13 protein-coding genes and 1 pseudogene are annotated in these 14,772 nt (G+C 68.3%); 7 read left to right on the top strand and 7 right to left on the bottom strand.

Annotation, left to right across the window (positions count from 1 at the left end; all coding sequences use genetic code 11):
• Positions 1-28 precede the first annotated feature (28 nt).
• Positions 29-1,123: a ferredoxin--NADP reductase gene (locus tag B9D87_RS16495; protein WP_007772386.1), complete on the bottom strand. Its 1,095-nt coding sequence runs from the start codon at positions 1,121-1,123 to the stop codon at positions 29-31.
• 212 nt (positions 1,124-1,335) lie between these two features.
• Between B9D87_RS16495 and hsaA the strand changes: the two genes are divergently transcribed.
• The 6 genes from hsaA (at position 1,336) to B9D87_RS16465 (ending at position 7,498) form a co-directional block, all read left to right on the top strand.
• On the top strand, positions 1,336-2,520 hold the full coding sequence (hsaA, locus tag B9D87_RS16490; protein ID WP_007772387.1) for a 3-hydroxy-9,10-secoandrosta-1,3,5(10)-triene-9,17-dione monooxygenase oxygenase subunit: 1,185 nt from the start codon (positions 1,336-1,338) through the stop codon (positions 2,518-2,520).
• Positions 2,520-3,398 carry a 4,5:9,10-diseco-3-hydroxy-5,9,17-trioxoandrosta-1(10),2-diene-4-oate hydrolase gene (gene hsaD / locus B9D87_RS16485; protein ID WP_007772388.1) on the top strand — a complete coding sequence of 293 codons (879 nt, stop codon included), beginning with the start codon at positions 2,520-2,522 and terminating at the stop codon, positions 3,396-3,398. Before hsaA ends, hsaD begins: the two co-directional genes overlap by 1 nt.
• Positions 3,395-4,297, top strand: coding sequence for an iron-dependent extradiol dioxygenase HsaC (hsaC, locus tag B9D87_RS16480; RefSeq protein WP_007772389.1), 903 nt, complete (start codon positions 3,395-3,397; stop codon positions 4,295-4,297). The genes hsaD and hsaC overlap by 4 nt, the downstream gene beginning before the upstream one ends.
• A gap of 10 nt (positions 4,298-4,307) precedes the next feature.
• Positions 4,308-4,874: a 3-hydroxy-9,10-secoandrosta-1,3,5(10)-triene-9,17-dione monooxygenase reductase subunit gene (gene hsaB / locus B9D87_RS16475; protein WP_007772390.1), complete on the top strand. Its 567-nt coding sequence runs from the start codon at positions 4,308-4,310 to the stop codon at positions 4,872-4,874.
• A gap of 98 nt (positions 4,875-4,972) precedes the next feature.
• Complete coding sequence (locus B9D87_RS16470) at positions 4,973-6,580, top strand: FMN-binding glutamate synthase family protein (protein WP_040630643.1); 1,608 nt, start codon at positions 4,973-4,975, stop codon at positions 6,578-6,580.
• 57 nt (positions 6,581-6,637) lie between these two features.
• A complete protein-coding gene (locus B9D87_RS16465; RefSeq protein WP_007772395.1) occupies positions 6,638-7,498 on the top strand; it encodes a CHAD domain-containing protein in 861 nt (286 codons plus the stop codon).
• A 25-nt stretch (positions 7,499-7,523) separates the two neighbouring features.
• On the opposite strand, the gene B9D87_RS16460 is transcribed toward B9D87_RS16465, so the two are convergent.
• Entirely contained in the window at positions 7,524-7,991 is a 468-nt protein-coding gene (locus tag B9D87_RS16460; protein WP_007772398.1) for a hypothetical protein, read from the bottom strand.
• A gap of 169 nt (positions 7,992-8,160) precedes the next feature.
• Between B9D87_RS16460 and B9D87_RS16455 the strand changes: the two are divergent.
• Positions 8,161-8,993, top strand: a pseudogene (locus B9D87_RS16455) (arylamine N-acetyltransferase family protein).
• A 19-nt stretch (positions 8,994-9,012) separates the two neighbouring features.
• On the opposite strand, the gene B9D87_RS16450 reads toward B9D87_RS16455, so the two are convergent.
• Genes B9D87_RS16450 through fadD3 form a run of 5 tightly spaced genes read right to left on the bottom strand, consistent with a single transcriptional unit; the run spans position 9,013 to position 14,754 of the window.
• Positions 9,013-10,179 (bottom strand): pyridoxal phosphate-dependent aminotransferase, encoded by a 1,167-nt coding sequence (locus B9D87_RS16450; RefSeq protein ID WP_007772401.1) that lies wholly within the window; start codon positions 10,177-10,179, stop codon positions 9,013-9,015.
• A complete protein-coding gene (ipdE2, locus tag B9D87_RS16445; protein WP_007772402.1) occupies positions 10,176-11,126 on the bottom strand; it encodes an acyl-CoA dehydrogenase IpdE2 in 951 nt (316 codons plus the stop codon). Before ipdE2 ends, B9D87_RS16450 begins: the two co-directional genes overlap by 4 nt.
• The gene (locus tag B9D87_RS16440) at positions 11,123-12,067 is read right to left on the bottom strand and encodes an acyl-CoA dehydrogenase family protein (RefSeq protein WP_007772403.1); all 945 of its coding nucleotides are present in this window, start codon (positions 12,065-12,067) and stop codon (positions 11,123-11,125) included. Before B9D87_RS16440 ends, ipdE2 begins: the two co-directional genes overlap by 4 nt.
• Positions 12,064-13,209 (bottom strand): acyl-CoA dehydrogenase family protein, encoded by a 1,146-nt coding sequence (locus tag B9D87_RS16435; RefSeq protein ID WP_007772405.1) that lies wholly within the window; start codon positions 13,207-13,209, stop codon positions 12,064-12,066. The genes B9D87_RS16440 and B9D87_RS16435 overlap by 4 nt, the downstream gene beginning before the upstream one ends.
• Entirely contained in the window at positions 13,210-14,754 is a 1,545-nt protein-coding gene (gene fadD3, locus B9D87_RS16430; RefSeq protein ID WP_007772406.1) for a 3-((3aS,4S,7aS)-7a-methyl-1,5-dioxo-octahydro-1H-inden-4-yl)propanoate--CoA ligase FadD3, read from the bottom strand. It lies immediately after the preceding gene.
• Positions 14,755-14,772: the final 18 nt, after the last annotated feature.

Here is a 14,772-nt window from a genome sequence, read left to right as displayed (position 1 = left end):
CTGACCCAGGGTGAACTTAACCCCGCGCCTATTCGTCGTACGTGACTTCTACCGAATCAGATTCCGGGTGAGATTGACAGGCCAGGATCAGGCCCTCGTCCAGATCCTGCTGCTCGAGCACGTCATTGACCTCCATACTCACGTTGCCCTTGCGCAGCGTGCATGCGCACGCGCCGCAGTGGCCCTCGCGGCAGGAGAAGGGCGCGTCCAAGCCCTTGGCCAGCAGGACGTCGAGCAGCTTGGCGTTGCGCGGCCACGACACGGTGTGGGTTTCGCCGTCCAGCTCGACCACCGCGGTCGCCGGCGGTTCGTCGCCTTCGGCGGTGTCCTCGATCTTCACCGCCGCGAACGGATCCGAGTCCAGCGACTTGAACACTTCGATATGTATTTGCGGCGCAGGCACTTTCAGCGTTTCCAGCGCTTCTTTCGCCGAGTCCATGAAGGCGCCCGGGCCGCAGATGTACACGGGCCGATCCGTGTAGGGGGCGGCCAGCTTGGCCAGCGCGGCCACGCTGGGCAGGCCCTGCAGCGACTCCAGCCAGTGCAGCACCGTGAGTCGGTCGGGGTACTTGGCGGACAGCTCGCGCAGCGCGTCGGAGAAGATCACCGAATTCTCGTCGCGGTTGGCGTAGATCAGCGTCACCTGCCCGCCGCCCTCGGCCAGCGCCGACTTGCAGATCGACATGATCGGGGTGATCCCGCTGCCCGCGGCCATCAGCAGGAAGTCGTCGCCGAGCGTCTTGGGCACGAAGTTGCCGGACGGGGCCAGCACGTGGATCCGCATGCCCTTGTGCGCGTGGTCGCACAGCCAGTTCGACGCGTAACCGTCCGCCGTGCGCTTGACCGTGACCGTGAGCGCGTCGTCGGTGAACGGTGAACTGCACAACGAGTAGCAGCGGGCCACCGAGCCGGTGCGCTCGCTGGGTACGCGCAGCGTCAGGAACTGGCCCGGCGCGTACCGTAGCCGCTCGGGCGGGATGGCGGGGTCGCCCGCGTCGTCGGGTACCGCGAACACCAGGGACCGCGCATCGTCGGTCTCGGCGATGACCTCGGCCACCTGCAGTTCAAGGACGTGGTCACCGAGCGGCTCGTCGGGTGCTTGGTCCGGATCAGCCTCGGTCAAGGCCCGTCCCTTCCTTTCGTGGCAAAACGTGTCGACCCGCTGCGACCGGCTCCGCCGCTCTTGCGATCGCCACAGGCAACTAGAACATGTTACAGAAAAGCGGATTCGTATCGCTACCAGCCGCAGGAATACCCTGCTCGACACAAATCGGAACGTGTTCTAGTCTCTGGTGTAAGTCCGCTGAGTAAGTCTGGCGCAGGAGGCAAACCTAAGTGACGTCCATTCAACAGCGTGATGCGCAGTCGGTTTTGGCTGGCATCGATGATCTGCTCCCGCAGATTCGCGACCGCGCTCAGGCGACGGAGGACCTGCGGCGGCTGCCCGACGAGACCGTTCAGGACCTTCAGGATGTGGGCTTCTTCACCCTGTTGCAGCCCGAGCAGTGGGGCGGCCTGCAGTGCGATCCGACGCTGTTCTACGAGGCGGTGCGGCGGCTGGCCAGCGCGTGTGGTTCCACCGGCTGGGTGAGCTCGATCATCGGCGTGCACAACTGGCACCTGGCGCTGTTCGACCAGCAGGCGCAGGAGGAGGTCTGGGGCGAGGACCCCACGACCCGGGTCTCGTCGTCGTATGCCCCGATGGGCGCCGGCGTCGTCACCGACGGCGGCTACCTGGTCAACGGTTCGTGGAACTGGTCGTCGGGTTGTGACCACGCCACGTGGGCCTTCCTCGGCGGTCCGGTGATCAAGGACGGCCGTCCGGTCGACTTCGGCAGCTTCCTGATCCCGCGCAGCGAGTACCGCATCGACGACGTGTGGCACGTCGTCGGCCTGCGCGGCACCGGCAGCAACACCGTCGTCGTCAAGGACGTGTTCGTGCCGCGGCACCGGTTCCTGTCCTACAAGGCGATGAACGACGGCACCGCGGGCGGATACCAGAACAACACCGCCGCGGTCTACAAGATGCCGTGGGGCACAATGCATCCCACCACGATCTCGGCGCCGATCGTCGGCATGGCCTACGGCGCGTACGACGCGCATGTCGAGCACCAGGGCAAGCGGGTGCGCGCCGCGTTCGCCGGTGAGAAGGCCAAGGACGACCCGTTCGCCAAGGTCCGCATCGCCGAAGCGGCCAGCGACATCGACGCGGCCTGGCGCCAGCTGAGCGGCAACGTCGCCGACGAGTACGCGCTGCTGTCGGCCGGCAAGGAGATCCCGTTCGACCTGCGGGCCCGCGCTCGTCGCGACCAGGTGCGCGCCACCGGGCGCGCGATCGCCTCCATCGACCGGCTGTTCGAGGCTTCCGGCGCCACGGCCCTGGGCAATGACCAACCGGTGCAACGATTCTGGCGCGACGCGCACGCCGGGCGGGTGCACGCGGCCAACGACCCCGAGCGGGCCTACCAGATTTTCGGGAACAACGAGTTCGGGTTGCCGCCCGGCGACACCATGGTCTGATGACCTCGGCAACCGAAGAGATCACCTTCGAATCGACTTCCCGGTACGCCGAGGTTGACGTCGACGGCCCGCTGAAGCTGCACTACCACGAGGCCGGCGTGGGCAACGACCAGACGGTGGTGCTGCTGCACGGCGGCGGCCCGGGCGCGGCGAGCTGGACGAACTTCTCGCGCAACATCCCGGTGCTGGCGCAGCGGTTTCATGTGCTGGCCGTCGACCAGCCCGGCTACGGCCACTCCGACAAGCGCGCCGAGCACGGGCAGTTCAACCACTATGCGGCCCGCGCGCTCAAGGGCCTGTTCGACCAGCTCGGTCTGGGACGCGTTCCGCTGGTTGGCAATTCGCTGGGCGGCGGCACCGCGGTCCGCTTCGCGCTCGACTACCCGGACCGCGCCGGCAAGCTGGTGCTGATGGGGCCGGGCGGGGTGAGCGTGAACCTGTTCGCGCCCGACCCGACCGAGGGCGTCAAGCGGCTCGGCAAGTTCTCCGCCGAGCCCACCCGCGAAAACCTCGAGGCCTTCCTGCGGGTGATGGTCTACGACCAGAAGCTGATCACCGACGAACTGATCGACCAGCGCTTCGCGCTGGCCAGCACGCCCGAGTCGCTGACGGCGACCCGCGCGATGGGAATGTCTTTCGCCGGAGCGGATTTCGAGCTCGGCATGATGTGGCGCGAGGTGCATCGGCTGCGTCAGCCGGTGCTGCTCATCTGGGGGCGCGAGGACCGGGTCAACCCACTGGACGGGGCGCTGGTCGCGCTGAAAACCATTCCGCGCGCACAGCTTCACGTCTTCGGGCAATGTGGGCACTGGGCGCAGGTGGAGAAGTTCGACGAGTTCAACAAGCTCACCATCGATTTCCTGGGAGGTGCGCGATGAGCATCCGCTCTCTGGGTTACCTGCGTATCGAGGCCACCGACATGGCGGCCTGGCGCGAGTACGGCCTGAAGGTCCTCGGCATGGTCGAGGGCAAGGGCGCGACCGAGGGTGCGCTGTACCTGCGGATGGACGATTTCCCGGCCCGCCTGGTGATCGTGCCCGGCGAGCAGGACCGGCTCATCGAGGCGGGCTGGGAGTGCGCGAACGCGGCTGGCCTGCAAGAGATTCGCAACCGGCTCGACGTCGAGGGCACGCCCTACAAGGAGGCCACCGCCGCCGAACTGGCCGATCGCCGGGTCGACGAGATGATCAGGTTCTCCGACCCGTCCGGCAACTGCCTGGAGGTCTTCCACGGCGCCGCCCTCGAGCATCGCCGCGTGGTCAGCCCGTACGGCCACAAGTTCGTCACCGCCGAGCAGGGCCTGGGGCACGTGGTGCTGACCACCCGTGACGATGAAGAGACACTGCACTTCTACCGGGATGTGCTGGACTTCAAGCTGCGCGACTCGATGCGGCTGCCACCCCAGGTGGTCGGCCGGCCCGCCGACGGCCCGCCGGCCTGGCTGCGGTTCCTGGGCTGCAACCCTCGCCACCACAGCCTGGCCTTCATGCCCGGGCAGACCCCGAGCGGCATCGTGCACCTGATGGTCGAGGTCGAAGAGGCCGACGACGTCGGGCTGTGCCTGGACCGGGCGCTGCGGAAGAAGGTGCCGATGTCGGCGACCCTGGGCCGCCACGTCAACGATCTGATGCTGTCCTTCTACATGAAGACCCCCAGCGGATTCGATGTCGAGTTCGGCTGCGAGGGAAGGCAAGTCGAAGACGACGACTGGATCGCCCGGGAGAGCACCGCGATCAGCCTGTGGGGCCACGACTTCAGCGTCGGCTTCAAGGGGTAACTTCGGGGTTATGACTGCCGCGCCGATCGACCCGCGCACGTTCCGAAGCGTGCTCGGCCAGTTCTGCACCGGGATCACCATCATCACCACCGTGCACGACGACGCCCCGGTCGGCTTCGCCTGCCAATCCTTCGCGGCGCTGTCGTTGGACCCGCCGCTGGTGCTGTTCTGCCCCACCAAGGTGTCCCGGTCGTGGAAGGCCATCGAGGCGAGCGGCCGGTTCTGCGTCAACATGCTGACCGAGCAGCAGAAGCACATCTGCGCCCGATTCGGCTCCAAGGAGCCCGACAAGTTCGCCGGGATCGACTGGCGCCCCTCCGAACTCGGCTCGCCGATCATCGACGGGTCGCTGGCCTACATCGACTGCACAGTGGCTTCCGCGCACGACGGGGGCGATCACTTCGTGGTTTTCGGTGCGGTGCAGTCGCTTTCGGAGGCCCCGAAGATCAAGCCGCGCCCGCTGCTGTTCTATCGCGGCGAGTACACCGGCATCGAGCCGGACAAGACGACTCCTGCGCAATGGCGCGACGACCTGGAAGCGTTCCTGACCACCACCACGCAGGACACCTGGCTCTGAGCCGCCCCGGCCGTATCCCGCGTCTGACGACCGGCAAGCCGGGGTATGTAATACGACGAGGTCTCTAAGTCACCCCAGCCCGGGAAGGCGGGTCGTCGTTGATTCGATTCGGATGCGTGGCGTTGCTCGTCGCCGTTTCGGCGGCATCGGCGTTCCTGGCGATCACGGGATCGTGGGGTTGGTGGATCGTCGCGGCGGTGGTTGCGGCGGCAGCCGCCGTAGGCCTTTACGATCTCATCCAGCGCCGGCACTCCGTCCTGCGCAACTACCCGGTGTTGGGGCATCTGCGGTTCCTGCTGGAAGCCCTTCGTCCGGAAATCCAGCAGTATTTCATCGAGCGCAACTTTGACGGCCGGCCCTTCGACCGCGACGTGCGCTCGTTGATCTACCAGCGCGCCAAGGGGACGGCGGCCGAGCAGTCATACGGCACCGAACGCGACATCGATTGGGACGGCTACGAATACCTGGTCCATTCGACGGCCCCGGTCGAACCCCCGCCGGAACCTTATCGGGTCCGTATCGGTGGCCCCGATTGCAAGCAGCCCTACGACATCGCGCTGATGAACGTCTCCGCGATGAGTTTCGGTTCGCTCTCCGGTAATGCGCTGCGGGCGCTGAACAACGGCGCCCGCAAGGGTCGCTTCGCGCACGACACGGGCGAAGGTGGGCTGACGCCCTACCACCTCGGCGGTGCGGACGTGGTCTGGGAGATCGGATCCGGGTACTTCGGGACCCGGACCAAGGACGGCGCGTTCGATCCAGTTCAGTTCGCGGACAAGGCCGCTCACGAGCTGGTCAAGTGCATCTCGATCAAGCTGAGCCAGGGCGCCAAGCCCGGCATCGGAGGCGTCCTGCCGGCCGCGAAGGTCAGCAGGGAGATCGCCGCCTACCGCGGCGTGCCGATGGGCGAGAAGTGTGTCAGCCCGGCGGCGCATTCGGAGTTCGCCACTCCGCGCGAACTGATCGGCTTCGTGGCGCGGCTGCGCGAGTTGGCCGAGGGCAAGCCGGTGGGCTTCAAGCTGTGCGTCGGTTCGAGGACCGACGTGCTGGGCATGTGCAAGGCGATGCTCGCGGAGGGGGTGACGCCCGATTTCATCATCGTCGACGGCGCCGAAGGGGGTACCGCCGCCGCGCCGCTGGAATACGAAGACCACGTTGGCCTTCCCCTCACCGACGGGCTGATGATCGTGCACAACGCTCTGGTGGGGACGGGCCTGCGCGATCGCATCCGGATCGGCGCGAGCGGCAAGGTCGCAACCGGAAACGACATCGTCAAACGCCTCATCCAGGGGGCGGATTACACCAACTCGGCCCGGTCGATGATGATGGCGGCAGGCTGCATCCAGTCTCAGCGATGCCATACCAACCGTTGCCCGGTCGGGGTGGCGACCCAGGACCCGGCCCGGGCGCGTGCCCTGGACGTCGAGGACAAAAGCGAACGGGTGTACCGCTACCAGCGCGCGACCGTCCGCCAGGCCATGCTGATCATGGGGTCGATGGGTGTCTCCGACCCGTCCATGCTGAACCCCCACATGCTGCGCAAGCGCGTCTCGGCCGTCGAGCAACGCTCGTACGCCGAGCTGTACGAATGGCTGGCGACCGGCGTGCTGCTCGAACACGCCCCCGCCAGCTGGCGGTCGGATTGGGACGCAGCCGATCCCGACTCGTTCGCACCGGCCGGCACCAGGCGTCCCACCTTGTTCTAGAGGTATCTGGCGCTGACCCCGATGTTTCGCGTGCCCTCGGGCGGGAATGCGTGACGCATGCACGCGACGGCGCCGTCACAGGTCCGGATGGCCCGGGGCACCCGGACGCTGGTCGACTATCTCAATACGCAAATCGATCGGACAGCGGCGGGCGACATCGCACTGCGCCATGGCGAGGGCGACGACACCATCCACGACACCCGGGTGGCCATCCGGCGGCTGCGCAGCACCCTGCGAGTATTCGCCAAAGCGCTGGACACATCGGAAATCGAGGGTATGGAATCCGAACTCAAGTTGTTTGCCGGATTGCTCGGCGATGTTCGCGATTGCCAAGTCCAGCGCGCCCGCTTCGACCGGGTGCTCGACGGCATGCCCGACGAACTGATCCTGGGTCCGGTCAGATCACGGATCGGCAGTCATTTTTCGGCCATCGAGCTGCCGGCGCGTGAAGACGTAAGTGAGACAATGGAATCGGAGCGCTATCAGAGCATGATGACCGGGCTACGCCGCTGGCGTGCCGAACCTCCCGTCGCCGGGGCCGTGGCGACCGGAACGCTGCGACAGCGGGCGCGCCGCGCACAGCGCAAGGCGGACCGGCGGTTGGCGGCGGCGCTCGGATCGGAAGACGCCGCAATGCTGCACCGCGCGCGCAAAGCGGCCAAGCGTGCCCGGTACGCCGCCGAACTGTGCGATTCTTTGGGCAATCGAAAGCGCGCCAAGCGAACCATCAAGCGTTACAAGCGGATACAAAGCACGCTGGGTGATCATCAGGACTCCGTCGTCGCCGCGGCAGCGCTCCGCGCAATGGGGCTGGCGGCGGGAACCACGGTGGGAGAGAACGGCTTTACCTTTGGCATGATGTATGCGCGCGAACAGCACATCGCTCGCCAATGCCGTCGCGATGCGCGCCGGCTCTGACGGGCGACAGGGCCGGACGCGGGAATCAGCGCGTGTCGCGCTCGTCGGAGGATTTGCCGTGCCGGGGCAGGTCGGGGCCGGTCGGCTGCTCCTCCCTGCGGGCGTGCTCGGAGCCGGATTGATCCGCGGCCGCATCGCGGTCGGTGTCAACCCTCGGGTCGATGTGGTCGGCGCGGTCCCATTGCTCTTGGACTTCTTCGCGTGATGTCGCGGCCTCGCTTTGGTGCGCCCCCGCCCGGCTCTGCAGCCGCGCCGCCTCCGCGGCCTTTGCCTCGGCCTCGGCCTGCGCGGCACGCGCCTTTGCTGCCGTCTCCGCGGCAAGCGCTTCACGGCGCTCCACCTGCTCCGTCTGCGCACTGGCCTCTTGACGGATCTGGGCGGCCTGGCGCTGTCGGCGGCGCATCGCGGCCCTCCTGGCCACGATGATCAGCACGACGATCAGGACGACCGCTACCGCGGCGATCACAATCCAGGCGATCTGGTTGGTACTCATGGCGAGCTCCGTTTGACGAATCGATCTTTGCTATTTCCCGGGCTGGCCCGTCCTAGCCGATTGCCCTCTTCGGCACGAATCAAACAAGACGACCGGTTACCCGCAGCTCAGCCACGTCTGTACACCGCGCCGCGAGGTCGAGGCTCGCCCGCTCGGCCAGAATGGTGTCATGACGCTGGACCTGGACGGGTACTTCGACCGCATCGACTACCGCGGCCCGCCGAGCCGACCCTCGCGGTGCTGCAGGATCTGATGACCGCGCACACGGGGTCGATCCCGTTCGAGAACCTCGATCCGCTGATGGGCGTACCGGTCGACGACCTGAGCCCGGAAGCCCTGACCGACAAGCTGGTCCGCCGTCGGCGCGGCGGCTACTGCTACGAGCAGAACGGCCTGATGGGCTACGTGCTGACCGAGATCGGGTTCCGGGTGCGGCGGTTGGCCGGCCGGGTGGTGTGGATGCTGCCGCCCGACCGCCCCCCGGGCGCCCAGACGCACACGGTGCTCGCGGTGACGTTCCCGGGCTCGCAGGGTTCGTTTCTGGTCGACGTCGGGTTCGGCGGCCAGACCCTGACCTCACCCATTCGCTTGCAGACCGGCAACGCCCAGCAGACCACGCATGAGCCGTACCGGCTCAACGACCGCGGCGACGACGGCCTGGTCCTGCAGGCCCTGGTGCGCGAGGAGTGGCAACCGCTGTATGTCTTCGGCACCAAAACCGTGCCGCAGATCGACCTCCGGGTGGGCAGCTGGTACGTGTCCACGCACCCGTCGTCGATGTTCGTCACCGGCCTGATGGTCGCGCTGACCACCGACGACGCCCGCTACAACCTGGCCGGGCGCAACCTGACCATCCACCGCGCCGACGGCAGCGAGAAGATCCGCCTGGACGACGCGGCGGCGGTCGTCGACGTGCTCATCGAGCGGTTCGGCATCGACGTGGCGGCTATCGGCGACCGCGGTGCGCTCGAAGCCCGCATCGCGCAGGTGCTCGACGCCTAGGCGGCCGGGCGGATTTGCGCTAGCGGGCCGAGAGCCAGGGACCGAGGCGCCGCACCGCTTCCTCGACGTCGTTCGTCGGGCCCGCGAAGGACAGCCGCACGTACGAATTCCCGCGCACGGTGTCGAAGTCGATCCCCGGTGCGATCGCAACACCGGTCTCCGCCAACAACTTTGAACAGAAATCCATCGAATTGTCGGTGAATTCCGAGACGTCGGCATACACGTAGAAGGCGCCGTCGGTCGGGGCCAGACGTTGGATGCCGATGCCGCGCAGCCCATCGAGCACCAGCGATCGATTGGTCGCGTAGTGCTGCAGGTGGCCCTCGGCTTCGGCGGTCGCCTCCGGGGTGAAGGCCGCCACCGCCGCGAGTTGGGACAGCACCGGCGGGCAGATGGTGAAGTTTCCGGTGAGGCAATCCACCACGCGGCGCAGCTCGGGCGGCACCAGCAGCCAGCCCAGCCGCCAGCCCGTCATCGCGTAATACTTGGAAAAGCTGTTGACCACCACGGAGTTTCGTGAGGTCTGCCACGCGCAGCTGGTCTGCGGTGCCCCCTCGTAGACCAAGCCGTGGTAGACCTCGTCGCTGATCAGCCGCGCTCCGGACGCGTCGCACCACGACGCGATGGCGGCCAGCTCCGCCGGCTCGATGACGGTGCCCGTCGGATTGGCCGGGCTCGCCACGATGACCCCCTGCACCGGCGGGTCGAGTTCGGCGAGCATCTGCGCGGTCGGCTGGAAACGCGTGTCCGGGCCGCACGGGATCTCCACCACCTCACACCCCAACGCCGACAAGATGTTTCGGTAGCACGGGTAGCCGGGGCTGGCCAGAGCCACCCGGTCACCCACGTCGAAGCAGGCCAGGAAGGTGAGCAGGAAGCCGCCCGAGGAGCCGGTGGTGATCACCACCGCGTCCGGTTCGACGTCGAGCCCGTGCTGGCGCTGGTAGTCCGCGGCGATCGCGGCGCGCAGCTCGGGGGTGCCCAACGACACCGAGTAACCGAGCTCGTTGGAATGGACTGCGGCGGCCGCCGCCGCGCGCACCGGCTCGGGCGCCCCCACGCTGGGCTGGCCCGCCGACATGTTGACCAGGTCGCCGTGGCTGCGCTGGCGCTCCGCGGCCGCCAGCCAGACATCCATCACATAAAACGGTGGGATGCCGGCGCGCAGCGAGACACGGTCGGTCACGGCGTCTGGAGTACCTCGGATTCCAGTCGCTTAAGCAGTTCCTGCGGCGTATCCAGCAGGTGCGCGCTGCCGTGGGCACGCTTGAAGTACAGGTGCATGTCGTGTTCCCAGGTGATCGCGATGCCGCCGTGCAGCTGGATGCCCTCGGCGGCCACCGCGTTCAGCGCCTCGGTGGCGGCCAGGCGGGCGGCGGCGGCGTTGGTGGGGGTGGGGTCATCGCACGCGTCGGCGACGACGGTCTTCGCGGCGGCGACGGTGACGTACAGGTCGGCCATCCGATGCTTGACTGCCTGGAAGCTGCCGATCGGCCGGCCGAATTGCACTCGGTCCTTGGCGTATTCGACGGTCAGTTCCAAACAGCGCTCGGCGGCGCCGATCTGTTCGGCGGCCAGCAGGACGGCAGCCGTGCCCGCCAGACCCGGGTCGGTGCCGATCGACTCGGTCTCCTCGGCTGTCAGTCGCGCCAGGCGCCGGGTCGGGTCCATGGTGGTGACGGGCTCCGCGCGGAATCGCGTCCACCTGCTCACCGTGCCGTCCCCGGCGGCGACCACCACATCGGCGATGTCGCCGTTCACCACGTAGTCGGCATCGAGCACCAGCGCGCCGATCGAGACGCCCTCGGCGAGGGTTTCCAGCGTCGCGGCGTCCGGCTCGGCCGCGCTCAACAACGCCAGTTCGGCCAGCGTGGTGCCCAGCAGCGGGGAGGGCACCAGGGCGCGGCCGAGCTCCTGCAGAACGGCTGCGGCGTCGGCCAATTCGCCGCCCGCGCCACCCAGCTCCTCGGGTATCACCAGGGCCGCGGCGCCGACCTGCTCGCACAGCAGCCGCCACAGCGATTCATCGTAGCCGCGGTCGGACTCCATGGCCGCCCGCACGGCCGCCGGGCCGGCGTGCTTGGTCACCAGGGCGGCGACGGTCTCGCGGAGTAGCTCGCGTTCTTCACTCACAGCGCCTCCAGCACTCGTCGCCGATGTTCCTCGGGCGTCCCCCAGGCCGTCCGCAGCGCCTGCACGCGCAGCAGCAACAGCGACAGGTCGTGTTCCTGGGTGAAACCGATTGCGCCGTGGGTCTGCAACGCCGACCGCGCCGCCAGCAGGGCCGCCTCGGACGCGGCCGCCTTGGCCGCGCTGACATCACGCGGGTCCATGGTCAGCGCCGCCCCGTAGACCAGCGGCCGGGCCAGCTCGATGGCGATGTGCACGTCGGCGAGCTTGTGCTTGATCGCCTGATACGAGCCGATCACCCGGCCGAACTGGGTGCGCTGCTTGGCGTAGTCGACCGCGCCGTCGCGCAGCGCCTCGGCCGCACCGATCAGCTGGGCCGCGGTGGCCAGTGCGCCGAATTCGTAGGCGCGCTTGACGTCCGCCTGCCAGGCCGCACCGGTCGCGGTCACGTCAAAGAGCTTCCGGCTGGGGTCGACGGACTCGTGGACCTCACCCGGCGTCGCCTCGGTGACGCCGTCCTCGCCGGCCAGCAGCACCAGGCCGGCCACGTCGGCGCCGACGGCACGCGGCGCCTGCGGCGGCAGCGCGACGGTGGCGATCAGCTCGCCGGACGCCAATCCGGCGCAGCGCTCGGCGTGATCGCCGGAGGCGAGCAAAACCGGTGCCACGGCGATGGATTCGGCAACCGGACCCGGCACGCACCAACGCCCGAGGCGTTCGATCGCGACGACGAGGTCGACCGGATGGGCCTCGATACCGTCGAATTTCTCCGGCACGGCCAGGGCGGTGACGCCGAGGTTGGCCAGCTGTTCCCACACCTTGCGGCCCGGCGCGGTATCGCCCGCGGACCACGCGCGCACCGCGCCGGGCAGATCCGCGGCGCCGAGCGCGGCGTCGATGCTGGCCGCGAAGTCGCGCTGCTGCTCGTCTAGCGCAAATTTCACTTCTTGCCCCCGGACTTCTCGCGCGGCAGGCCCAGCAACCGCTCGGAGATGATGTTGCGCTGAATCTCGTTGGTGCCGGCGTAAATAGGGCCGCCCAGGGCGAACAGCAGTCCTTCGGTCCAGCGGCCGGTGAGCTCGCCGTCGGCGGCGAGGAGGTCGAGCGCGGTCTGGTGTAGTTCGACGTCGAGGTCGGACCAGAACACCTTGGTCACCGACGATTCGGCGCCCAGTTCGCCGCCGAGGGCCAGCCGGGTCACCGTGCCGAACGTCTGCAACCGGTAGGCCTGCGCCTTGATCCAGCCGTCGGCGACGCGGTCGGCGAACGCGTCGGGCGAGCCGCTGTCCTTCCACAGCTGCACCAGCCGCTCCGCGGTGGCCAGGAAGCGGGCCGGGCTGCGCAGTGACATGCCGCGCTCGTTGCTCGACGTGCTCATGGCCGCGCGCCAGCCCTCGTGCGGGGTGCCGATCACGTCCTCGTCGGGCACGAAGACGTCGTCGAGGAAGATCTCGCCGAACCCCGTGTCGCCACCGAGCTGGACGATGGGCCGCACCGTGACACCCTGGGCCTTCAGGTCGAACATGAAGTAGGTCAGCCCGTTGTGCCGCTCGGCGCCGGGGTCGGAGCGGAACAGCCCAAAACCGCGCTCGGCGAACGGTGCTCGCGAGCTCCAGATCTTCTGCCCGTTGAGCAGCCAGCCGCCGTCGGTCTGGGTCGCGGTGGACCGCAGCGACGCCAGGTCGCTGCCGGATTCTGGCTCCGACCACGCCTGCGCCCAGATCTCCTCGCCGCTGGCCATTTTCGGCAGGATGCGCATCCGCTGTTCCTCGGTGCCGTGCGCGAACAGCGTCGGCGCCAGCATCGAGGTGCCGTTGGCGCTGGCCCGGCCCGGCGCGCCGGCTCGGAAGTACTCCTCCTCGAACACCACCCAGTGCAGCAGCGGCGCGTCACGGCCCCCGTACTTCTTCGGCCAGTTGATCACCGAGAGCCCGGCGTCGAACAGCACACGGTCCCAATGCCGGTGCTGGGCAAAGCCTTCGGCGTTGTCGTAAGACTTTGTCGGGATCGAATCGGCGTTGGCCGACAAGAATTCCCGCACCTCGGCGGCAAACGCCAAGGTGTCTTCGTCGAGTTCCAGATCCATTCAGTCCTGCTCTCGCAGTTGTGGTTTGACCACCTTGCCGCCGGCATTGCGCGGCAACGCGTCGACGAACCGCACCGACCGCGGCGCCTTGAAGTTCGCCAGATGCTCACGGGTGTAAGCGATCACAGATTGTTCGTCGAGTTGGGCGCCGGGCCGGGTCACCAGGTAGGCGCGGCCCACTTCGCCGAGCCGCTCGTCGGGAACCCCGATCACGGCGGCGTCGGCCACGCCGTCCATGCGGGCCAGCACCTGCTCGACTTCGGCGGGGTAGACGTTGAATCCACCGCAGATGTACATGTCTTTGAGCCGGTCGGTGATCCGCAGGTTGCCGGCGGCGTCGACGGCGCCGATGTCACCGGTGTGCAGCCACCCGTCGGCGTCGATGGCGGCCGCGGTGGCCTCCGGGTCCTCGAGGTAACCCAGCATCACGTTCGGCCCGCGCAGCAGCACCTCGCCCGATTCCCCGGGTGAGTCGGCGTCGATGCGCAGTTCGAAGTCGGCGAACGGGCGCCCACACGTGGTGGCCACCGTGACGGCGTCGTCGTCGGCGCGGCACATGGTTCCCATGCCGTTGGCCTCGGTCAGGCCGTACGCGGTCAGCACGATGTCGATGTCCAGTTCGGACTGCATGCGCTCGACGAGCACGACCGGGACGGTCGCGGCTCCGGTCACGGCGAACCGCAGTGAGCTCAGGTCATAGTCGCCGCGAGCCGGGTGGTCCAGCAGCGTCTGGTAGATGGTGGGCGGCCCGGGCAGCACCGTGATGCGGTTTCGCTCAATGGCTTGCAGCGCGCGCAGCGGGTCGAAGGTCAGGTGGGGGATCAGCGTCGCGCCGGTCTGCAGGCAGGCCAGGATGCCGGCCTTGTAGCCGAAGTTGTGAAAGAACGGGTTGATGCACAGGTAGCGGTCGTCGCTGGTGATCTTGCCGTTGGTCGCCCAGGCCGCCGAGGCCGACAGCGACTGCCGGTGCGCGCACAGCACGCCTTTGCTGCGGCCCGTGGTGCCGGACGTGAAGAGGATGTCGCTGACGTCGTCGGGCGTGACGGCGGACGCGCGGGCTGCCACCGCGTCGAGGTCGCTGCCGCGCGCGATGAATTCGTCCCAGCTCCCGGGCCCGGTCTCCGCGTCCTCGATCGGTATCCGCACGATGTGCCGCAGCGCGGGCAGCGCCGCACGGTCCAGGTCGGCGACGCGGTCGTTGCCGAGGAATCGGCCCATCCCGAACAGCACGGGCGCGCCGGTGCGGGCCAGGATGTCGCCGGCCTCGGCGGCGGTGTAGCGGGTGTTCAGCGGCACCATCGCCGCCCCGGCATGGTGGATTGCCAGGCAGGCCACCACCCAGTGCCAGGTGTTGGGCGACCAGATGGCCACCCGGTCGCCCGCCCGCACGCCGAGGTCGATGAGGGCGGCGGCGGCCCGGCGCACTTCATCGCGCAGCGCGGCCGCGGTGAAGGACCGTTCGTCGGTGATCAACGCGTCGTGATCGGGGAGCCGGCTGGCGAAACGATCCAGCGCCGCGGGCACCGTGCGCGGATCGTTGGTCATCGAATGCTCCTAGAGAGT

Origin of the sequence: Mycobacterium colombiense CECT 3035 (genome assembly GCF_002105755.1) — a bacterium.
Classification (GTDB): Bacteria; Actinomycetota; Actinomycetes; order Mycobacteriales; family Mycobacteriaceae; genus Mycobacterium; species Mycobacterium colombiense.
This window is presented reverse-complemented; position numbering and strand designations above follow the sequence as displayed.